Annotated in this window: 22 protein-coding genes; 12 read left to right on the plus strand and 10 right to left on the minus strand. The window is 57.9% G+C overall.

The window, feature by feature from the left end:
• Positions 1-43 precede the first annotated feature (43 nt).
• A complete protein-coding gene (gene kdgR / locus AC6I8F_RS08825) occupies positions 44-835 on the plus strand; it encodes a DNA-binding transcriptional regulator KdgR (RefSeq protein WP_498028739.1) in 792 nt (263 codons plus the stop codon).
• A 40-nt stretch (positions 836-875) separates the two neighbouring features.
• Here the strand turns inward: kdgR and AC6I8F_RS08830 are convergent, their stop codons facing one another.
• On the minus strand, positions 876-1,112 hold the full coding sequence (locus AC6I8F_RS08830) for a YobH family protein (RefSeq protein WP_021510021.1): 237 nt from the start codon (positions 1,110-1,112) through the stop codon (positions 876-878).
• A 218-nt stretch (positions 1,113-1,330) separates the two neighbouring features.
• On the opposite strand from AC6I8F_RS08830, the gene AC6I8F_RS08835 reads away from it, so the two are divergent.
• The 5 genes from AC6I8F_RS08835 to rlmA all read left to right on the plus strand — a co-directional run bounded on the left by AC6I8F_RS08835 (position 1,331) and on the right by rlmA (position 4,475).
• Positions 1,331-1,606, plus strand: a complete 276-nt coding sequence (locus AC6I8F_RS08835) for a YebO family protein (protein WP_058781833.1) — start codon at positions 1,331-1,333, stop codon at positions 1,604-1,606.
• An 18-nt stretch (positions 1,607-1,624) separates the two neighbouring features.
• The gene (locus tag AC6I8F_RS08840) at positions 1,625-2,623 is read left to right on the plus strand and encodes an MBL fold metallo-hydrolase (protein ID WP_498028740.1); all 999 of its coding nucleotides are present in this window, start codon (positions 1,625-1,627) and stop codon (positions 2,621-2,623) included.
• A gap of 537 nt (positions 2,624-3,160) precedes the next feature.
• Positions 3,161-3,235, plus strand: a complete 75-nt coding sequence (locus AC6I8F_RS08845; RefSeq protein ID WP_110866451.1) for a DUF2627 domain-containing protein — start codon at positions 3,161-3,163, stop codon at positions 3,233-3,235.
• An 83-nt stretch (positions 3,236-3,318) separates the two neighbouring features.
• A complete protein-coding gene (gene cspE, locus AC6I8F_RS08850) occupies positions 3,319-3,528 on the plus strand; it encodes a transcription antiterminator/RNA stability regulator CspE (RefSeq protein WP_021510024.1) in 210 nt (69 codons plus the stop codon).
• A 140-nt stretch (positions 3,529-3,668) separates the two neighbouring features.
• Positions 3,669-4,475: a 23S rRNA (guanine(745)-N(1))-methyltransferase gene (rlmA, locus tag AC6I8F_RS08855; protein ID WP_059009725.1), complete on the plus strand. Its 807-nt coding sequence runs from the start codon at positions 3,669-3,671 to the stop codon at positions 4,473-4,475.
• On the opposite strand, the gene AC6I8F_RS08860 is transcribed toward rlmA, so the two are convergent.
• The 4 genes from AC6I8F_RS08860 to manX all read right to left on the minus strand — a co-directional run bounded on the left by AC6I8F_RS08860 (position 4,472) and on the right by manX (position 7,703).
• Positions 4,472-4,930, minus strand: a complete 459-nt coding sequence (locus tag AC6I8F_RS08860; protein ID WP_058781830.1) for a DUF986 family protein — start codon at positions 4,928-4,930, stop codon at positions 4,472-4,474. The genes rlmA and AC6I8F_RS08860 overlap by 4 nt on opposite strands.
• A gap of 92 nt (positions 4,931-5,022) precedes the next feature.
• Positions 5,023-5,868 carry a PTS mannose transporter subunit IID gene (locus AC6I8F_RS08865; protein WP_021510027.1) on the minus strand — a complete coding sequence of 282 codons (846 nt, stop codon included), beginning with the start codon at positions 5,866-5,868 and terminating at the stop codon, positions 5,023-5,025.
• 14 nt (positions 5,869-5,882) lie between these two features.
• Positions 5,883-6,683: a PTS mannose/fructose/sorbose transporter subunit IIC gene (locus tag AC6I8F_RS08870; protein WP_031280203.1), complete on the minus strand. Its 801-nt coding sequence runs from the start codon at positions 6,681-6,683 to the stop codon at positions 5,883-5,885.
• A 57-nt stretch (positions 6,684-6,740) separates the two neighbouring features.
• Positions 6,741-7,703: a PTS mannose transporter subunit IIAB gene (manX, locus tag AC6I8F_RS08875; protein ID WP_058757739.1), complete on the minus strand. Its 963-nt coding sequence runs from the start codon at positions 7,701-7,703 to the stop codon at positions 6,741-6,743.
• Positions 7,704-8,213: 510 nt separating this feature from the next.
• On the opposite strand from manX, the gene AC6I8F_RS08880 reads away from it, so the two are divergent.
• The gene (locus tag AC6I8F_RS08880) at positions 8,214-9,782 is read left to right on the plus strand and encodes a TerC family protein (RefSeq protein WP_021510030.1); all 1,569 of its coding nucleotides are present in this window, start codon (positions 8,214-8,216) and stop codon (positions 9,780-9,782) included.
• 12 nt (positions 9,783-9,794) lie between these two features.
• Here AC6I8F_RS08880 and pdeD read toward each other — a convergent pair whose 3' ends face one another.
• The 4 genes from pdeD to pabB all read right to left on the minus strand — a co-directional run bounded on the left by pdeD (position 9,795) and on the right by pabB (position 15,070).
• A complete protein-coding gene (gene pdeD / locus AC6I8F_RS08885) occupies positions 9,795-11,357 on the minus strand; it encodes a cyclic di-3',5'-guanosine monophosphate phosphodiesterase PdeD (RefSeq protein WP_058771241.1) in 1,563 nt (520 codons plus the stop codon).
• 234 nt (positions 11,358-11,591) lie between these two features.
• Complete coding sequence (locus AC6I8F_RS08890; protein ID WP_058774595.1) at positions 11,592-12,956, minus strand: L-serine ammonia-lyase; 1,365 nt, start codon at positions 12,954-12,956, stop codon at positions 11,592-11,594.
• Between the two features lie 190 nt (positions 12,957-13,146).
• On the minus strand, positions 13,147-13,716 hold the full coding sequence (locus AC6I8F_RS08895; RefSeq protein ID WP_058781826.1) for a CoA pyrophosphatase: 570 nt from the start codon (positions 13,714-13,716) through the stop codon (positions 13,147-13,149).
• 1 nt (position 13,717) lies between these two features.
• On the minus strand, positions 13,718-15,070 hold the full coding sequence (gene pabB, locus AC6I8F_RS08900; RefSeq protein ID WP_394517413.1) for an aminodeoxychorismate synthase component 1: 1,353 nt from the start codon (positions 15,068-15,070) through the stop codon (positions 13,718-13,720).
• A gap of 115 nt (positions 15,071-15,185) precedes the next feature.
• On the opposite strand from pabB, the gene AC6I8F_RS08905 reads away from it, so the two are divergent.
• Positions 15,186-15,371, plus strand: a complete 186-nt coding sequence (locus AC6I8F_RS08905) for a YoaH family protein (protein WP_021510035.1) — start codon at positions 15,186-15,188, stop codon at positions 15,369-15,371.
• A 13-nt stretch (positions 15,372-15,384) separates the two neighbouring features.
• Here AC6I8F_RS08905 and AC6I8F_RS08910 read toward each other — a convergent pair whose 3' ends face one another.
• The gene (locus AC6I8F_RS08910; RefSeq protein ID WP_058757734.1) at positions 15,385-15,729 is read right to left on the minus strand and encodes a RidA family protein; all 345 of its coding nucleotides are present in this window, start codon (positions 15,727-15,729) and stop codon (positions 15,385-15,387) included.
• A 125-nt stretch (positions 15,730-15,854) separates the two neighbouring features.
• On the opposite strand from AC6I8F_RS08910, the gene yoaA reads away from it, so the two are divergent.
• The 4 genes from yoaA (at position 15,855) to fadD (ending at position 21,055) form a co-directional block, all read left to right on the plus strand.
• Positions 15,855-17,765: a DNA repair helicase YoaA gene (gene yoaA, locus AC6I8F_RS08915; RefSeq protein ID WP_058771245.1), complete on the plus strand. Its 1,911-nt coding sequence runs from the start codon at positions 15,855-15,857 to the stop codon at positions 17,763-17,765.
• Between the two features lie 52 nt (positions 17,766-17,817).
• Entirely contained in the window at positions 17,818-18,519 is a 702-nt protein-coding gene (gene tsaB, locus AC6I8F_RS08920) for a tRNA (adenosine(37)-N6)-threonylcarbamoyltransferase complex dimerization subunit type 1 TsaB (RefSeq protein WP_215785827.1), read from the plus strand.
• Between the two features lie 60 nt (positions 18,520-18,579).
• Entirely contained in the window at positions 18,580-19,173 is a 594-nt protein-coding gene (locus AC6I8F_RS08925) for a Slp family lipoprotein (protein ID WP_010616392.1), read from the plus strand.
• Positions 19,174-19,381: 208 nt separating this feature from the next.
• Positions 19,382-21,055 carry a long-chain-fatty-acid--CoA ligase FadD gene (gene fadD, locus AC6I8F_RS08930; protein ID WP_125310121.1) on the plus strand — a complete coding sequence of 558 codons (1,674 nt, stop codon included), beginning with the start codon at positions 19,382-19,384 and terminating at the stop codon, positions 21,053-21,055.
• Positions 21,056-21,102: the final 47 nt, after the last annotated feature.

The raw sequence follows: 21,102 nt of genomic DNA on the forward strand, positions 1-21,102 counted from the left end.
CTCTATACTGGCGTTTTTTGTAAAAGCGTTAAGGAAGTCCCGCATGGCGAGCCGCGATAACGATAAACAGCCGGATGCCGTTTCATCGGTGATGAAAGTGTTTGGCATTCTGCAGGCGCTGGGCGAAGAGCGCGATCACGGCATCACCGAGCTTTCGCAGCGGGTTATGATGTCGAAAAGCACGGTCTACCGCTTTCTGCAGACCATGAAATCGCTCGGCTACGTGGCGCAGGAGGGCGAGAGCGAAAAATATTCACTGACGCTCAAACTGTTTGAACTTGGCGCGCACGCGCTGCAGAACGTGGATTTGATTCGCAGCGCCGATGTGGAGATGCGCGAACTGTCGCGCCAGACCAAAGAGACCATTCATCTCGGCGCGCTGGAAGAAGACTGCATCGTCTATATCCATAAGATTGACTCGCTGTATAACCTGCGCATGTATTCGCGCATCGGCCGGCGTAATCCGCTGCACAGTACCGCCATCGGCAAAGTGCTGCTGGCGTGGCGTGAGCGCGCGGAGGTGAACGACATTCTGCGTGAAGTGGAATTCCGTCGCAGCACCGCTAACACTATCGTCAACGCGCAGGCGCTACTGCCGGTGCTGGATCAGGTCAGGCAACAGGGCTTTGGTGAGGATAATGAAGAGCAGGAAGCGGGAATTCGCTGTCTGGCGGTACCGGTGTTTGATCGCTTCGGCGTGGTGATTGCCGGCATGAGCCTCTCGTTCCCGACGGTGCGCTTCTTCGAACCGGCAAAAAAAGAGTATGTGGCGATGCTGCACCGTGCCGCGCGTAAGGTGTCGGAGCAAATGGGCTATTACGACTATCCGTTCTGAATCCTGCCGGGCTGACGCGCAGCCCGGCAGGCGGCTTAACTTAGTTATCGACCACTTCGCCGCTTTTCTTCAGCAGTGGACAATCGGTAACGCCAACAATGCCGCTGTCGGTGTGCAGATACTGTGCGGTAATCATGCCGCGCGCGGTCAGGTAGCTACACTGTAAGCCCAGCCCGGCTGCGTTTTTATTGCTGCCGGTTAACACGCCGTAGCCGGTAAACAGCATCGCCAGCCACAAGACAGCCAGCACCATCACCGCACGAATCAGTAGTTTCATTTTTATCTCCTTGTGTTACATAACGCAGCTGTTCCCGCATTGCTGCGAACTCTATAGTAGCAGCATGCCTCGCTTTTCTCGCCGGATCGATCAGAGATAACTGAAAGCGGCACGCAGGCGGGATAATCTGCTTTATCTCCGCCACCATATCTTTTCCGCACGCAACGAGTAGAATCAGCGGCGATGTACCTGAATGATGTTTGAGGATTGATGCAGTTATGAACGAATTAGCCGCCAGTACCGGTCCGCTGTTTAACTATGGCGTGCTGGCCATCATTGTGATTGTGGCGTTTATTGCCTGGTTTTTTGTTAACCGGGCCAGCGTGCGCGCCAGTGAACAGCTTCAGCTGCTGGAAGCGCTGCTGGAAGAGCAAAAGAAACAGAACGCGCTGCTGCGCCGTATCGCTGAGGCGCAGCCGGTGGCCGAAAAAGCGCAGGATGAGCAGGATGCCGGGGACAAGCGCGACTTTATTCGCCTGATTCCGGAACGTTAAGCCCACAACGGAGAGGCCATGGCCTGGCAAAATCCCTGGTATGACGCTTCGCTGGCCCATCATACGCCGCACGGCTTTCGTAACCCGGAAGAGGAGTTGCGTCAGCCTGGCGATCTTCAGCGCTGGCGGCGCGAGCGTAAGCAGCAGAATCTGCCGCTGCCACCGCAGTCCGGCTATGCGGCCTTTACCGCCAGCTGGTGCCAGCAGGCCGACCTGAGCGGTGAAGATGACCGTGTCTGGTGGCTGGGCCATGCCGCGCTGCTGCTGCGTCTCAATCAGCGCTATATTTTGATCGATCCGGCGCTGTCGGCACGCGCTTCGCCGTTGCCGTTTGCCGGGCCGCAGCGTAAAACCCCGTCGCCGCTCAGCGTGGCGCAGCTGCCGCATCTTGATTATGTGCTGATCTCGCATAACCATTACGACCACCTTGATCGGCCTACAGTGAAACGCATCGCCCGCCGCTTTCCTGCTGCGCACTTTCTGGTGCCGCTGGGAATGGCCGACTGGTGTCGCCGGCTTGGCGTGCGCACCGTCACCGAACTGGACTGGTGGCAGCAGGTGCAACTGGACGACATCAGCTTTACAGCCGTTCCCGCGCGCCACTGGAGCATGCGCACCTTCTGGGATCGCAACCGGTCGCTGTGGTGCGGCTGGGTCGTGCGTAATGCGCAGCTCAATTTCTGGTTCTCCGGCGATAGCGGCTACAGCGATAATCTCTCTGCCATCGCGCAGCGGCTGGGGCCGTTTAATCTGGCTGCGTTACCGATAGGTGCCTATGCACCAAAATGGTTCATGCGCGGCCAGCACATGGACCCGGATCAGGCGGTACAACTCTGGCAGCAGATAGGGCGACCGCTGGCAATTCCTATTCACTGGGGCGTGTTTGAGCTGGCGGACGAGTCGCTTGACGATCCGCCGACGGTGCTGGCGCAAGCATTGCAGCAGGCGGGCGAGGTCGATGCGCCTTTTGCCCCATGGCGAATTGGCGAGAGCCGCAGCCTGATGAATTACGATTAAGATTTATCCTAAGCCCTTTTTGTTAATGCCAGCGGCTTCCGCGCTTTTTAACATTTAATTGTTGGGTGTTTAGAAAAAAATGAGATAAATGCCAGCTTACAGTCTGCCTATATTTGGGGCAACGGCGATTATATTTTCCTGATTTTGGTGCAAAACTATTATTAACTTGTACTGTCAGGAATTTATTGTACAAGATTTAAGCGCTGCGCAGTTATGTTGCTCATTGCACAACGGCCAGTGAAATAGCTTATCTGTGCCATATTAATGCAATATTTTTTGCCTAGAATTATTCGGTTTAAATGTGAAAAAGCAGCGTTTGCCGCTGCGCTTGACGAAACGCGAGTCTGGCGCTAACTATACTGACGCATAGACTTTTTTGCACACGCCGAGGCGTTGCTGTCAATAACGTTATCCACCTTTCGCTGCCGGTTTCAGGCAATTATGTGCGGCATGTCGATCACTGTTTAAAAATGGCTTGCCATTAATTAGCGGATATGTGATAACGAATCGTGGGTCAAACGAGGTACAGTTCTGTTTATGTATGGCATCTTCAGTAAAGAAGTTACGAGTAAAGACGTTGACGTTGAATACCGCTTCCTTGCCGAACCTTAAATTAGTGCCTCATTCAGTAATGTCTCTGGTTTCTCTGTAAGACTGCCTGCGGGCAATATAAACACTCTAAGGAATTTGCAAAAATGGCAAAGATTAAAGGTCAGGTTAAGTGGTTCAACGAGTCTAAAGGTTTTGGTTTTATTACTCCTGCTGACGGCAGCAAAGACGTGTTCGTTCACTTCTCTGCTATCCAGGGCAACGGTTTTAAAACCCTGGCCGAAGGTCAACAAGTTGAGTTTGAAATTCAGGACGGCCAGAAAGGCCCGGCAGCAGTTAACGTTACTGCTATCTGATTTCGCACTCAGGCTCGGTGTCATGCACCGCTGAATCGAATCTCAAAAGCCCTGCTCAATGAGCGGGGCTTTTCTTTATCCTTTCTGTTACCGGATGATCAGGGTAAACTGCGCCGCGAATCGCTAACCCGGAGTTATCTATGTCGTTGATTTGCCCACTTTGCCACCTCGCTTTGCACCTGCACGCCAGCAGTTATCGCTGTGCGTCCGGTCATCAGTTCGATCGGGCGAAAGAGGGGTACGTCAACCTGCTGCCGGTGCAGCACAAAGGTTCACGGGAACCGGGCGACAGCGCAGAGATGCTTCAGGCGCGCCGGGCCTTTCTGGATGCCGGACACTATCAGCCGCTGCGCGATCGGGTGGCGCAATGTCTGGCTCAGCCGCTCACGAACCGGCCCGCGCAGCTGCTGGATATCGGCTGTGGCGAAGGTTATTACACCGCCGCCCTGGCTGCCGCGTTGCCCGACAGCCAGCTGTACGGTCTGGATGTGGCCAAAGCCGCGGTGCGCATGGCGGCAAAGCGCTATCGCGCGGTTAACTTTTGTGTCGCCTCCAGCCAGCGCCTGCCGTTTGCCGATGGTTCACTGGACGCCATCGTGCGCATTTACGCGCCCTGTAACGAGCAGGAAGTGAGCCGCGTCATCAGGCCTGGCGGCTATTTACTGACGGTGACGCCGGGGCCGCACCATCTGCAGCAGTTTAAGGCGTTGATCTATCGCGAAGTGCAGCTGCATACAGCGGAAGAGAAAAACTATGCGGGATTTGAGCAGATCGATCAGCAAAACCTTCACTACACAATGACGCTGAACGGGGCGGAAGCGGTGAGCCTGCTGCAGATGACCCCCTTTGCCTGGCGTGCGCGTGAAGCGGTGTGGCAGCAGCTGGCCTCCAGCGCCACCTTTAGCTGTGACGCGGATTTCACCCTGACGCTGTGGCAGCGCGTTTAACGCGCCTCCACCAGCGTATGATAGATTTTCTCCAGGTCGTCGAGCTGTTTCACCGCTATCAGCAGGCGACGCTGCTCCAGCTGCATCACCAGAATGCCATCCTCTGACAGGTTCATACTCTGAATACGCCGGTAATCGATCCACACGCTGGCAAAAAACAGGCCGTCATTTTTCATCAGCAGCCGCGGGCTGCGGATCCAGAACAGCCAGATAGCCATAAAGCACAGCACCATTAGCAAAGTGGTGGTGAGCTGCGGGCCATGATGGCTGACGTTGTTCCACAGCAGAATCAGTAGCAGCACGATAAAGATGCCGCTGTCGATTTTATGGCGGCGGCGCAGGGTGACGCGCAGTCGGGTCGGTCCATTGCGGCGGGGCAGGATGAGATCGTCGTAAATCGCAAACAGGGCGAGAGCGGCGATCAGCAGGGCAATCAGGGCGTCAGTCAGTGACATACAGGCTTCTTCCTCAACCGAAGTGACCTCAGCGTTGGCGCTCAGGTCACGCCGTTCAAAAAACGCCGGGAGTCTGACTCCCGGCGGTGAGATTACAGACCGAGCAGGCCGATCCAGTAACCAAAGATACCGATGGCAAAGAAGCCAACGATGATCCACAGCGCGTTAACTTTACGGCGCAGCAGCCACATACAGCCAAAGGTCAGCAGCAGTGGAATCAGGCCAGGCATCAGCTGGTCGAGAATTGACTGCACGGTGGTGACCGTGGTTTTGCCGGTCTGGTCGGTGATGCGGGATACCACCAGCGGCACGTTGACGTGTGTCCACTTGTTGACCAGCGCCCCCATGACAAACAGGCCGAGTATCGATGCCCCCTCGGTGAGTTTTTGCAGGAAGCCGCCGCCCATATCGCTGACGATATCCACCCCTTTGCGATAGCCATAAGCCACGCCGTAATAGCGGGTCAGCATACGCGCAATGTTAAACAGGAAGAAGAACAGCAGCGGACCAAGCAGGCTGCCGCTCATCGCGATACCGGCACCCAGTGCGGCGAACACCGGACGCACGGTCCCCCAGAAAATCGGGTCGCCCACGCCAGCCAGCGGACCCATCAGACCCACTTTGATCCCGTTAATGGCACCGTCATCGATCGCTGCCCCGTTGGCGCGCTGCTCTTCCATGGCCATGGTCACGCCGAGCACTGGCGCGGCCACGTAAGGATGGGTGTTGAAGAACTCAAGGTGACGCTTAATCGCCTGCTTGCGCTCGTCGTTGTTTTCCGGATACAGGCGACGGATCACCGGCACCATTGAGAAGCAGAAGCCCAGCGCCTGCATGCGTTCAAAGTTCCACGAACCCTGAAACAGGTTGGAGCGCAGGAACACACCGCGCACGTCACCGGGGGTGAGTTTCTTTGGAGTATTGGTTGTATCTACCATGATGTCACCTGTTCTTAGTCGAGTTCGTTGTCGAGGTCGTTGTTAGCCGGGCCCGCCGAGGCAGCGCCTGCGACGCGGTTGTATTTTGGTGCCAGCTGGATGTACAGCACCGCCATTACCACGCCAATCACGCCCAGCGCCACCAGGTTAAAGTTGGTGAACGCGGCGGTGACAAAACCAAGATAGAAGAACGGCATCAGGTAACCGGCACGCATCATGTTGATGACCATCGCGTAACCGACCACCACGATCATGCCGCCGGCGATGTTCAGACCATTGGTGACCACTTCCGGAATCGAACTCAGCAGGCTGTGTACCGCGCTGGTACCGACCGAGACCGCCACAATCAGCGCCGGGATAGCGATACGCATCGCCTGCAGCAGCAGGGCAGAGACGTGGATCCATGAAATCGCCGTCAGATTGCCTTTCTCCGCAGCTTTATCCGCGGCGTGCTGGAAGGCGACAGTGATGGTACGCACGATGATGGTCAGCACCTGACCGGCTGCGGCCAGTGGGATGGCCAGCGCAATACCGGCACCGACGCTTTGACCGCCGGCAATGACCAGAATGGTGGAGATGATGGAGGCCAGCGCCGCATCCGGTGCCACTGCCGCACCGATGTTCATCCAGCCCAGCGCGATCATCTCCAGCGTACCGCCGATGATGATGCCGGTTTTCATATCACCCAGTACTGCACCAATCAGGGTACAGGCCACCAGCGGCCGGTGGAACTGGAACTCATCGAGAATCGATCCCATCCCGGCAATACAGGCCACAATAAATATCAACACTATTTGTAGCGAGGTTATTTCCATTGCATTTTTCCTCAGCAAGATCAGAACTTTTTGCCCACGTGCGCAGGCACAGGCGAATCAGGCATTGACCTTCGCAATCAGGTCCATCATTTTCAGTTTCGGGTCGTTGGAGACTTTACGCACTTCCAGTTCGATACCGCGCTCATTCAGCTTGCGGAAGGCAGCGATGTCCTTCTCATCCACCGACACCGCGTTATTAACCTGCGTTTTCCCCTGACGGAAGGCCATGCCGCCGATATTTACCGACTTGATATCCACGCCTTGCTCCACCACGCGCTCAACATCGGTCGGATTGGTAAACAGCAGCATCACGCGATCGGAACCGTACTTCGGGTTGTTCCACACGCGGATCATCTTGGCGATATCCACCACGTGGGCGGTCACGCCCGGCGGTGCCACCTGAGTCAGCAGGGTTTTGCGTACGTGATCGTTAGCCACTTCATCACTGACGACGATGATGCGCGTCACGTTGGTCTCTTTGGTCCAGCGCGTGGCCACCTGGCCGTGGATCAGACGGTCATCGATACGGGCCAGGCCAATTTTCATGTGCTCGCCCGGTGCCAGCGGTTTCTGCGGCTGGGCAGGAGCTTTCGGAGCCGGCGCTGCCGCTGCCGGCGCGGCGGATTCGGTTTTGAGTGCTTTCACCCCCTCGCGGCCGGCCTCGACGGCGATATGGATCAGCTCTTCCAGCGATGGATCGTCATCGCGCCCCATCAGGGTTTCCACCAGCATGGGAATGTTGACCCCGGCAATAACGTCATAGCCCGGTTTGTCCACTACGATGCGGCTGGCGGCGTTAAACGGGCTGCCGCCCCAGGTGTCCACCAGAAACAGCACGCCTTTCGACGTGTCGAGTCGGGCGAGCTGCGCCTGATATTTTTCGATTAGCGTTTCTGCATTCTCGCCGGGCACGAAATCAATCCATCCGACATTTTCCTGCTCGCCCAACAGCATTTCTGCTGTTTTCAGCAGCTGTTCTGCCGCCCAGCCATGTGTACCAATTACAAGCGCAATGGTCACTTGCTACCTCCGTTCGCATGAGAGTTCCCGACCATGGCCGGGAATCATTGAGAATTACCGTTGTTATTTTCTGTGGATCGCCCGGGACTAAATTGAAGAAAGTCATCAGGAAAAGGCCCAAAACATTCCGCGATACAGCAGTAAGGTCGCGATTTATTTTAGTGAGCGAAAAAATAAAATATGTGACATTGCTCTGCTATTCAGAGCGTACCGGCGGCAACGGGCATTTTTATGGCAGTTTCTTGCGCTGGCGCAGTTATTTGTAAATGTAAGAAAATTTTTTGACGTTGTTGATGTAACTGATACATTAGCTTTCTGTTTATTACTCAGGAGTACCGGGCTTTAGCTCACCTATATGGACCGTCACCGACGTCGCTTCACTTGTTCCCCGCGCTGCTCAGCGCGCACCCTGACACCTGCCGGTGTTGCCTCATCCGTTAACGCTCTCTCGTCTCGCCTTCCGGCGCAGGCTCAGTCGCGTTCGCCCTTACGTTTAGCAAGGAGTCATTGATGGAATTTCTCTTCGACCCCTCAATCTGGGCGGGTTTACTGACGCTGATCGTGCTGGAGATTGTGCTCGGCATCGACAACCTGGTGTTTATCGCCATTCTTGCCGACAAGCTGCCACCGAAACAGCGCGATAAAGCGCGCCTGATTGGTCTGTCGCTGGCGCTGGTGATGCGCCTCGGCCTGCTGTCGCTGATCTCCTGGATGGTGACGCTAACGCGACCCCTATTCAGCGTAGGCGATTTCAGCTTTTCCGGACGAGATTTAATTCTGTTGATTGGTGGTTTGTTCCTGTTGTTCAAGGCCACCATGGAACTGCACGAGCGGCTGGAAAACCGTGGCATGGAGCATCAGGGCAACAAAGCCTATGCCAGCTTCTGGGCGGTCGTGACGCAGATTGTGGTGCTGGACGCGGTGTTTTCCCTGGATGCGGTGATTACCGCCGTCGGTATGGTGAACCATCTGCCGGTGATGATGACGGCAGTGGTGATTGCCATGGGCGTGATGCTGCTGGCCTCAAAACCGCTGACCCGCTTCGTCAACGCGCACCCAACGGTGGTGGTGCTGTGTCTGAGCTTCCTGCTGATGATCGGTCTGTCGCTGGTGGCGGAAGGCTTTGGTTTCCATATTCCGAAAGGTTATCTGTACGCGGCAATTGGCTTCTCGATTCTGATCGAGCTGTTTAACCAGATTGCGCGCCGGAACTTTATCCGTCATCAGGCGCACCGTCCGATGCGTGAACGTACCGCCGAAGCGATTCTGCGTCTGATGGGCGGGCGCCAGCGTAACCAGCCGGCGCATACCGAAGAAGCGTCACTGACGGAAGCGATGCCGCAGGAAGCGTTTAAAGACGAAGAGCGTTACATGATTAACGGCGTGCTGACGCTGTCACAGCGTTCGATTCGCAGCATCATGACGCCGCGCGGCGATATCTCGTGGGTTGACGTCTCGCGTCCGCTGGATGAGATCCGCATTCAACTGCTGGATACGCCACACAGTCTGTTCCCGGTGTGTCGTGGCGAGCTGGATGAGATCATCGGTGTGGTGCGCGCGAAAGAGCTGCTGGTGGCGCTGGAGCACGGTATGGATGTCGCGACCTTCGCGGCCAACACGCCGCCGATTGTGGTGCCGGAAACACTGGATCCGATCAACCTGCTGGGCGTATTGCGTCGCGCTAAAGGGAGCTTCGTCATCGTTACCAACGAATTTGGTGTGGTGCAGGGCCTGATTACGCCGCTGGACGTGCTGGAAGCGATTGCCGGTGAGTTCCCGGACGAAGACGAAACGCCGGATGTGGTGGCCGATGGCGACGGCTGGCTGGTGAAGGGCGGTACCGATCTGCACTCGCTGCAGCAGCTGCTCGACCACCATGAGCTGGTCGATCCGGATGAAGATCACGCGTCGCTGGCCGGCCTGCTGATTGAGCAGAAGGGGCAGCTGCCGCTGCCGGGCGAGATTATCGATTTGCCACCGCTGCACTTCCAGATTATCGAAGCCACGGATTACCGTATCGATCTGGTGCGCGTCACCAAAGACAAGCCGCACCATGACGAGGAAGAGGGCGACGCCTGATGTCGTCCGGCATCAGGCGCCCAGCTGCGCCTGATGCTGCGCCAGCCATTGCGGGAAGTCCTCAATCGGCATCGGGCGCGCATAGTAGTAACCCTGCAGATGATCCACGCCGCGCTCGCGCAGATAATGCGCCTGCTCGGCGGTTTCCACTCCCTCCGCGACCAGCGCGATGTTCAGCCGCTGCGCCAGTGAAATCACCATATCCGTCACCGTGGCGTTGATCGCGTCAGTACCAATCGCGGCGGTAAAAATTTTATCGATTTTCAGTACGTCCGGCTTCAGATCCTTCAGATAGGCCAGCGAACTGTGGCCGGTACCGAAATCGTCAATCGCCAGCCGCACGCCAATTTCATGCAGCTGCGCCACGACCGTCTGGTCGATGACCGGCAGCGCATCGCGCTCGGTCAGCTCCACCACCAGTTTTGGCAGGGGATTGGCGGGCCACCAGTAGCGCTGTAAATCCTCAACAATCAGGCGATCGCGGAAGTGGCTGGCCGCGACGTTAATCGCGATATGAAATGTCGGGCACTGTGGCAGATTAGGCAACTCCGCGACGACTCTGGCAATCACAAAGCGCGTCAGCGGTGCAATCAGATTCTGGCGTTCGGCCAGCGGAATAAATACGTCCGGGGCAATCCAGCCCTGACGCGGATTGTGCCAGCGCAGCAGCAGCTCGATACCATCGCAGTCGCCGCTGCGGGCATTGATCAGCGGCTGGCAGTAGACCATAAATTCGTTAGCGGTGATGCCATAGCTGATTTGCCAGCTCAGGCTCATGCGATTGGCGGTGGCCAGCCAGACGATATAGCCCAGCAGCAGGCTCAGCAGTACCGCCAGCGGCAGCTGAGACGGCAGGGTATTGAGCGCCAGTCGCGCCGGGGACGGGCCGTACAGCGTAATGCTGTAGGGATAACGCAGCGAGGCCTGATCGTACGCCACTTCGTCATCGGACGGCACGGTATGCTCGATAAGCGGATTACCGTATTCGAGGCTCTGTCCGCCTACGTTAAAGATCGCGCGCTCCACCCACGGCAGCTGCGGCTCCAGCAGATAATTGGTCATCAGTTCAATGTTGATGATCTGCAGCAGGCCGTCCTGGTTATCCAGCGACTTTGGCGTCCACAGCAGCAGCACCGGCGAACCTTTTAGCAGGTAGTCGTCGGTGGACAGCATCATGCGCTGGTTGTTGATCGCCAGCTCGGGATAAGTCTGGCTGAACGAGATGTGGCGCGGGCCATAAATACTCGAACAGTAGATGGTATCGTCCTGCACCAGCAGCACGGTGCGCACGGTTTGCAGCGCGGCGATCTTCTCAATCAGCGGGTAGCGCACCTGCGTGCAGGGCACGCCCACCAGCCCCAGCGTGTTGTTGGCGGAGACGTCCAGCGGCGAAAACATGCGGTCAAAGCGTTCAATCGCGCGGGTGGCAAAGTTAAGGGACTGCTGCTCAATGCGTGACTTCTCTTCGATGTAGCGAAAAGTCAGCGTAAGAATGAGAACCAGCGACGCGATCACCAACGCAATAAGCAGGCGCTTACGGCGAAATTGACCCACAAATTGCTGGGGAAGGAGCATCAGTAACCACCTTGCTAAGACAAAGAATGAGGCCAAATTAACGTGAAGGTTATCGGCATGGCGGCGGCCAAATTTAGCGCGGCTGGAGAAAAAAAGCGGCACTAAAAAATCGCGCGACCGGTAGAGGTCGCGCGCAAAAATAATGTATCTGGTTTGATAACGCGGAGGTAGAGGCCATTGCAGAAATAATGGCCGATCGCTGCAATTGTCAGCAGCGAAACGCGACGTTGCCGGTCAGTCGCACTGCACCTTGATCGCCAGACCGCCACGCGAGGTCTCACGATATTTAGCGTTCATATCTTTGCCGGTCTCGTACATCGTCTCGATCACCTTATCCAGCGATACGCGCGGCTCGCTGGTGCGGCGCAGCGCCATCCGCGCGGCGTTGATCGCTTTCACCGAAGCAATGGCGTTACGCTCAATGCACGGCACCTGTACCTGACCGGCGACCGGATCGCAGGTCAGTCCGAGGTTGTGTTCCATGCCGATTTCAGCGGCAACACACACCTGCTCCGGGCTGGCTCCCAGCAGTTCAGCGAGGCCAGCGGCGGCCATTGAGCAGGCCACGCCTACTTCGCCCTGGCAGCCGACTTCGGCACCGGAAATCGAAGCGTTCATTTTGTACAACACGCCAATCGCGCCCGAGGCGAGGAAGTAGCGGATAAAGATATCCGGCGTGACCGTTTCGATGAAGTGATCGTAATACGCCAGCACCGCCGGCACGATGCCGCAGGCACCGTTGGTCGGTGCGGTGACCACACGACCACCGGCCGCATTCTCTTCATTCACCGCCAGCGCAAACATATTGACCCAGTCGATGACGTTCATCGGATCGTTGGAGTGTTTGGTCGAGGAGACCAGCAGACGTCGCAGCGACGCCGCCCGACGCGGCACGCGCAGCGGGCCCGGCAAAACGCCTTCGGTATTCAGGCCACGATCGATACACGCCTGCATGGTTTGCCAGATGTTGCCAAAATAGGCGTAAATCTCGTCACGGCTGTGCAGCGCCAGTTCGTTTTTCATTACCAGCCCGGAAAGCGACATGCCGGTATCGCGGCAATGACTGAGCAACTCTTTGGCTGAATGGAACGGGTAGGGCACGGCGACCTCATCCAGCACTGACTGACCAAAATGCGCTTCGTCGACAATAAAGCCGCCGCCAATCGAGTAATAGGTTTTGCGCTCAAGTAGCCGATCGCCGGCAAAAGCGTACAGGGTCATGCCGTTTTCATGCAGCGACAGGTTTTCGCTGCGGAATACCATGCCGCCGTCACGCGGGAAGTCGACCTCGCGCGCGCCCTGTGCCAGCAGCAGGCGCTCACGCGTTTCGACATCTTTGATAAACGCCGGAATGCTGTCGATGTCGACGCTGGCAGGCTCAAAGCCGGCCAGACCCATGATGATGGCAATGTCGGTGTGGTGTCCTTTCCCGGTGAGCGACAGTGAGCCGTAGACATCCACCGCCACGCGCGTCACGTCCTGCAGCTTGCCCTGTTCGATCAGCAGGTCAACAAACTGTTTGCCCGCTTTCATCGGGCCAACGGTATGCGAACTGGACGGGCCAATACCCACTTTGAACATGTCAAAAACACTTATCACCGGTGACGCTCCTCACAAATCTTCTTTTCTACGGCGCAGGCCGTTAATGCGGCTAATAGTAATCGCCAGCGGGCGGCAGCGAGCAGCTTTTCGCATGAAATAAACTAATTATAAACCACAGAAATAGTTATCCGTATCCCCGGATGTGAACGGGATCAATTTTTCGGGCAGGGTGAAACGGGACGGGGGATCAGGGCAGGGCGATCTGCTGGCCGAGCGCGCGCAGGATACCGGCGGTCATGCCCCAGATAAAATAATCTTCATACCATGACAGCCACACCTGGTGCTGGCGATGACCGCGGCGCAGCGTCAGTCCGCTGTAGCGCCCCAGCCGCAGCGCCTCTGCGAGCGGCATGGAAAAGGCGCTTTCAACTTCATCCGGGTTGAGCTGCAGCGGCAGGTGCGGCGGGATGATACCGACCACGGGCGTGACGGCGAAACCGGTACTGCTGGTGACCGGCGGTAGCACGCCGACCACCCGCACCTGCTGTGGTGCGATGCCCACTTCTTCCTGCGCTTCACGCAGCGCGGTGGCGATCAGCGAATCGTCAGTGGCATCCATCATGCCGCCGGGGAACGCCACCTGCCCGGCATGTTTGCGCAGCAGCGCGGAGCGGCGGGTCAGCAGCAGTTCGGGCTGGTCGCCATCAATCACCGGTACCAGCACCGCGGCACGGCGTCCGCTGATCACGCTGTGCGCGCTCGCCAGCGGCGGCTGCAGCACAAAGCGACTGAGAAACTGCGCCAGCGTCAGCTCCATATCACGCCTCATCACGCAGACAGGGCAGAATACGGTTGAGCTTGTGCAGCGTCTCCTGATATTCCGCCTCAGCCTCGCTGTCAGCCACCAGACCGCCACCCGCCGCGCAGTACAACTGCTGATTTTCGGCAATCAGCGTGCGGATGGTAATGCTGCTGTCCATACGCCCGCACAGGCTGATGTAGCCGATACTGCCGCACCACGCATTGCGCCGCTGCGGTTCGAGTTCTTCGATAATCTCCATGGCACGGATCTTGGGCGCGCCGGTAATGGAGCCGCCGGGGAAACAGGCGCGCAACAAATCGGTAGCGGAGAGCGCGTCTGGCAGCCTGGCCCGCACCGTGCTCACCAGGTGATGCACCGCCGGGAACGGCTCCACCACAAACAGCTCCGGCACGCTGACGCTGCCCGGCTCGGCGACGCGGCCAATATCATTACGCAGCAGGTCCACAATCATCAGGTTTTCCGCCCGATCTTTTTCGGCGCTGGCCAGTTTCTCCGCCTGCAACCGATCGGCCTGCGGATCGGCCAGACGCGGCAGCGTGCCTTTAATCGGGCGGGTTTCAATCTGCTGCTGCTGCAGCGAGAGAAAACGCTCCGGTGACAGGCTCAGCACGGCACTGTGCGGCAGACGAAGGAAGGCGCTGAACGGCGCGCGGTTGGCGCGGTTGAGACGTAAAAACGCCTGCCACTCATCGCCGCGATAGCTGGCCTGAAAACGCTGCGCCAGATTAACCTGGTAGCAGTCGCCCGCCTGAATGTAGGCCTGCACTGCCTGGAAACGCGCGGCGTACTGCGCATAGCTCATATTGGCCTGCCAGTCGCTGGTCAGGGCAAAAGGTTTGGGCTGCGGCACCGCCAGCGCCTGTAGCCACTGCCAGCGCTGCTCCGCGTCGTGCAGGGCAATCAGCGTCAGCGTCTGGCGATGATGATCGGCAATCAGCGCCCAGTCATAAATGCCGACCGCCATATCCGGCGTGTGTAAATCCTGCTGCGCCCGCTGCGGCAGCGTTTCGAAACGGCGACCGAGGTCATAACCAAACAGACCCAGCGCGCCGCCCTGAAACGGCAGATTTGCATCAAACGCCGGCCGGGTGCCCAGCGCGTCCAGCTGCTGCTGCACCAACTGCAGCGGATCCGCGTTAGAGTGGCTGATGCCGGTGCCGTCGTCGATGGCGGTGCTGTCACCGCGCGTCGTCAGGGTCACCCGCGGGTCGGCGGTGAGAATATCGAAACGGTTATCCGCGTGCTCGGCGTGACCAGAGGTCAGCAGCATCGCCCACGGGCGGTGCGCCAGCGTGGAAAAACGGTGTAAAAGTGTATCGGGCGTATACTGTAGCGAGAGGGTTTTCACGTTCGTTTGGCTAAATCAGTTCAGCAGGCAGGCGCGTAGCCTGGCATATTTTTTTGCTGCTGGCACCTGTTTGTTCAGCGTGGAATAATGCGTCCCCCCATTACAGGAGTGCATCATGTTTTCAGGTCTTCCGGCTTTATCGCACGAACAGCAGCAGCAGGCAGTGGAACGTATTCAGGAACTGATGGCCGGCGGCATGTCCAGCGGGCAGGCGATTGCGCAGGTGGCGCAGGAAATTCGCCAGAACCATCAGGGCGAAGCGATTCGGGCGCGCTTCGAAGAGGACGAAGACGACGAATAGCGCCCGGCGAGCGTTATAGCGCGGCGATGATTTTGATTTCCACTTTATAGCGCGGATTCATCAGGCCGGCCTGCACCGTGCAGCGTACCGGCGCATTACCCGGCGAGACCCACGCATCCCAGGCGCGGTTCATCGCGGCAAAGTCCTCTTTGTCTACCAGGAAAATGGTAGCGTCGAGAATTTTGCTTTTATCCGAACCCACGCGCGTCAGGATGCGGTCAATCACCGCCAGCGCGTTGGCGGTCTGCGCTTCCGCATCGTCATCCAGATTCTCCGGCACGCTGGTGTAATACACGGTCTGGTCATGTACAACCGCTTCGGACATGCGGTGCTCGGCATCAATACGCGTAATGGTCATGCTGTTCTCCTTTATTTTTGCTGCGTTAGCCTGCCATATCCCATGGCCGGCTGTCATCTGTTGTGGTCGCCTGCGGTGAATCCTGACATAATTACAGGTGTTTTAAGAGCAATCGGTGAGGATGTGTGGCAGACGATTTTGCAGCGGATGGCGCGTTAGCGCAGGCGATTCCCGGCTTTAAGCCGCGCGCGGCACAGCGCGAAATGGCGCAGGCAGTGAGCGAAGCGGTGCAGCAGGCGGGCGAGCTGGTGGTCGAGGCCGGCACCGGCACCGGTAAAACTTATGCTTATCTGGCACCGGCGTTGCGGGCGAAGAAAAAAGTCATCGTGTCGACCGGTTCCAAAGCGTTGCAGGATCAGCTCTACAACCGCGATCTGCCGACCATTGCCCGCGCCCTGGCGTTCAGCGGCAAAACTGCGCTGCTGAAAGGGCGATCCAACTATCTGTGCCTGGAACGGCTGGAGCAGCAAAATCAGACCGGCGGCGATCTCAGCGTGCAGGCGCTCGGCGATCTGATTAACGTGCGCAGCTGGTCTTCGGAGACCGTTGATGGCGACGTCAGCAGCTGCGCCGGCGTCGCGGAAGACAGCCCGATCTGGCCTTACGTTACCAGCACCAACGATAATTGCCTTGGCAGCGATTGCCCGCTGTATAAAGATTGCTTCGTGGTGAAGGCGCGCAAAAAAGCGATGGATGCGGATGTGGTGGTGGTGAACCATCACCTGTTTCTCGCTGACCTGGTGGTCAAAGAGGGGGGATTTGGCGAGCTGATCCCGGAAGCCGACGTGATGATCTTCGATGAAGCGCACCAGCTGCCGGATATTGCCAGCCAGTATTTTGGTCAGCAGCTGTCGAGCCGGCAACTGCAGGATCTCGCCAAAGACATTATCCTTGCCTACCGCACCGAGGTGCGCGATGTGCAGCAGCTGCAGAAATCCGCCGACCGGCTGGCGCAGTGCGCACAGGATTTCCGCCTGACGCTGGGCGAGCCCGGTTTTCGCGGCAATCTGCGTGACCTGCTGAGCGACAACAATATCATGCGCATGTTTACGCTGCTGGATGATGCGCTCGAGCTGTGTTACGACGTGATTAAGCTGTCGCTGGGCCGTTCCGCGCTGCTGGACGCTGCCTTCGAGCGTGCCGCGCTGTATCGCACCCGGCTCAAGCGTTTACGTGCGATTGATGAACCGGGCTTTAGCTACTGGTACGAATGCAGCAGCCGGCACTTTACGCTGGCGCTGACGCCGCTGTCGGTTGCGGAGCGCTTCCGCGAAGTGATGGACGGACGCAAAGCGGCGTGGGTATTTACCTCGGCGACGCTGGCGGTCAACGAACAGATGAGCCACTTCGCCAGCCGGCTCGGCGTGGATAATGCCCGCACCCTGATCCTCGAAAGTCCGTTTGATTATGCGCAGCAGGCCTTGCTGTGCGTGCCGCGCAACATGCCGGAACCCAACTATCCTGGCGGTGCGCGTCAGCTGGCACGCATGATGAAACCGCTGATTGAAGCCAACAAAGGGCGCTGCTTCTTCCTGTGCACCTCGCACAAAATGATGCGTGAGCTGGCGGCGGAGTTCCGCGCCTCCATGACCTTACCAGTGCTGTTGCAGGGCGAAACCAGCAAAGGGCAGCTGCTCAAACAGTTTCTTGATGCCGGCAACGCACTGCTGGTGGCCACCAGCAGCTTCTGGGAAGGCGTTGACGTGCGCGGTGATGCGCTGTCGCTGGTGATCATCGACAAGCTGCCGTTTACCTCGCCGGAAGATCCGCTGCTGAAGGCGCGCATGGAGGATTGCCGTCTGCGCGGCGGCGATCCGTTCAACGATGTGCAACTGCCGGACGCGGTGATCACCCTCAAGCAGGGCGTGGGCCGTCTGATTCGCGATACCGACGATCGCGGCGTGCTGGTGATTTGTGACCAGCGGCTGGTGTCGCGTCCGTATGGCGGTCTGTTCCTTAATAGCCTGCCGCCGACACCGCGCACCCGCGATTTACAGCGTGCGATTGACTTTGTGCGTCCGCCAGAGCAGCACTAATTTGTGCCAGGCTGTGGTAAGATGCGCGCCATTTTGATTCTCTGAGGTTGTTATGTCCGCCCGAATTTTAGCCCTGGACACCGCGACAGAAGCCTGTTCTGCCGCGCTGCTGAATCAGCAGCAGATCGATGCCCGCTTCGAAATCGCGCCCCGCGATCATACTCAACGTATTCTGCCGCTGGTGCAGGAATTGCTGCAGGCGCAGTCGCTGGAGCTGAGCGCGCTGGACGCGCTGGCGTTTGGCCGCGGGCCCGGCAGTTTTACCGGCGTGCGCATCGGCATTGGCATCGCGCAGGGCCTGGCGCTGGGCGCAAATCTGCCGATGATTGGCGTATCCTCGCTGGCAACCATGGCGCAGGGCGCCTGGCGTTTGACCGGGGCAACGCGCGTGCTGGCGGCGATTGATGCGCGCATGGGTGAAGTCTACTGGGCAGAGTATCAGCGTGATGAACAGGGCGAGTGGCAGGGCGCTGAGAGCGAAGCCGTACTCAAGCCGGAAGCGGCACAGGCGCGCATCGCGCAGCTGAGCGGCGAGTGGGCCACCGTCGGCACCGGCTGGCAGGCTTATCCGCAGCTGCTGGCTGGCACGAGCGGGGCACAACTGCTGACCACCACGGTCACGCTGCCTGCCGCAGAAGATATGCTGCCGCTGGCGCTCAGCGCCTGGCAGCGCGGCGATAGCGTGGCAGTGGAAAATGCTGAGCCGGTTTATCTGCGCAATGAAGTGGCATGGAAAAAATTGCCGGGACGCTAGGCGCCCACGCAACTTATTTTTGCGCCTTCAGTCTAACGGAGAAATAACAGGAGAAGTGCTATGCCAATTAGTCGTAAAGGGATGTCTGGCGCTCTGTTAGCCTGTGCGCTGTTGCTCAGCGGCTGCGTGTCAGTGCCGGATGCCATTAAAGGGAGTTCTCAGCTTCCACAGCAGGATTTATTACGCGTGATGAATGCGCCGCAGCTGTATGTCGGCCAGGAGTCGCGCTTCGGCGGCAAAGTCGTGAAGGTGACCAACCTTAACGGCCTGACCCGGCTGGAAATTGCCACTCAGCCGCTGGATGACAGCGCGCGACCGCGCCTCGGTGCTGCCTCAATTGGCCGCATTTATGCTGACATTCATGGCTTTGTTGATCCGATCGACGTCAATAATCAGTACGTCACGGTGCTGGGCAACATCAAAGGCACCGAGAAAGGGGAAATTGGCAAAGCCAGTTACAACTTTGTGGTGATTGATGTGCGCGGTTATCAGCGCTGGCATCTGACTCAGCAGGTGATGACGCCGCCGCAGCCGATCGATCCGTGGATTTGGTACGGGCCGACGCGTCGCCATCCCGGCTATTGGGGTCCTAACCCCTACTGGGGCATGAACACCGGCGGTCCGGCGCAGGTTGAGACCATTCTTACCGAATAGCGCTAAACAGGTTTTTTTACGGCCCGGTCGCGGTGCTCGCGAACGGGCCTTTTTATTGGGCGCGCAACCGATGCGCGAAATTTAGTGATGCGCCTCGCAACCTGAAAATGCCGGAACAGGCAAACTGGTACAATCAGTTAAAATATTGTTAACAACACTGATTGCAGAGGCAGCGATGGCTACGCAACAAGAATATCGGGGTGAATCTTTGAACAAGGTTTGGCTGAAACGCTATCCGCCAGATGTACCAGCGGAAATTAACGCAGACCGTTATCCCTCTTTGGTCGATCTTTTCGAACACGCAGCGCAACGTTATGCCGATCAGGTGGCTTTCATTAACATGGGCCAGCCAATGACTTACCGCCAGCTGGAGCAGCAGAGCCGTGCTTTTGCGGCCTGGCTGCAACAGGGATTAGGCTTGCAGCAGGGCGATCGCGTCGCGCTGATGATGCCGAATCTGCTGCAGTATCCGGTGGCGCTGTTTGGCGTGCTGCGTGCCGGTATGGTGGTGGTGAATGTTAACCCGTTGTACACGCCGCGTGAGCTGAAGCACCAGCTTAACGACAGCGGTGCCAGTGCGATTGTCATTGTCTCCAACTTCGCCCATACGCTGGAAAAAGTGGTCGCGGAAACCCCGGTTAAGCACGTGATGCTGACGCGCATGGGCGATCAGCTGGCGCCGGTGAAAGCCACGCTGGTCAATTTCGTCGTTAAATACGTGAAAAAGCTGGTACCGAAATACCATCTGCCAGGGGCGGTACCGTTCCGTCATGCGCTGCAGCAGGGCGAGCAGATGAGTTATCATCGTCCTGTGATCAGTAATCAGGATCTGGCATTTCTGCAGTATACCGGTGGCACTACCGGCGTGGCGAAAGGCGCCATGCTGACCCACGGCAACATGCAGGCTAATCTGGAGCAGACCAAAGCCACCTACGGTAAACTGCTGCGCGCCGGTCAGGAGCAGGTGGTGACCGCGCTGCCGCTTTATCACATCTTTGCCCTGACGGTGAACTGTCTGCTGTTCCTCGACCTGGGCGGCACCAACCTGCTGATTACCAACCCGCGTGATATTCCCGGCTTCGTTAAAGAGCTGAGCAAATTTCCCTTTACCGCCATCACCGGTGTTAATACGTTGTTCAACGCCCTGCTGAACGATGCCAATTTTAACCAGCTGGATTTCTCCACGCTGCGTCTGTCTGCCGGCGGCGGTATGGCGGTGCAGAAAGCGGTGGCCGAGCGCTGGGAGAAACTCACCGGACACTATCTGCTGGAGGGCTACGGACTCACCGAATGCTCACCGCTGGTGTCGGTTAATCCGTATGATATTACCTGCCACACCGGCAGCATCGGTTTGCCGGTTCCGTCCACCGACGTGCGTATTGTCGATGATGAAGATCGCGACGTGCCGCCGGGCGAACCGGGCGAACTGTGCATTCGCGGGCCACAGGTCATGATTGGCTACTGGCAGCGGCCGGATGCCAGCGAGGAAGTGCTGAAAAATGGCTGGCTGCACACCGGTGATATTGTTACCGTGGACGCTGAAGGGTTTATCCGCATCGTCGATCGTAAAAAAGACATGATACTGGTGTCCGGCTTTAACGTGTATCCTAACGAAATCGAAGATGTGCTGATGCAGCACGCCAAGGTGCGCGAAGCGGCGGCGATTGGCGTGCCGAGCGATCTCTCCGGCGAAGCGGTGAAAGTGTGCATCGTGAAAAAAGATCCGTCGCTGACGAAAGAGGAAGTGCTGGATCATTGTCGTCGTCAGCTCACCGGCTATAAAGTGCCGAAGATTATCGAGTTTCGTGATGAGCTGCCGAAGACCAACGTCGGTAAAATTTTACGTCGCGAATTGCGCGACGAGGCGAAGCGCGAAGCGTAGTACTGGCTTCCGCTGAATGCTCAGGTTAACGCCGGCACCGTCCGGCG

The organism is gamma proteobacterium symbiont of Axiagastus rosmarus (assembly GCF_059730925.1).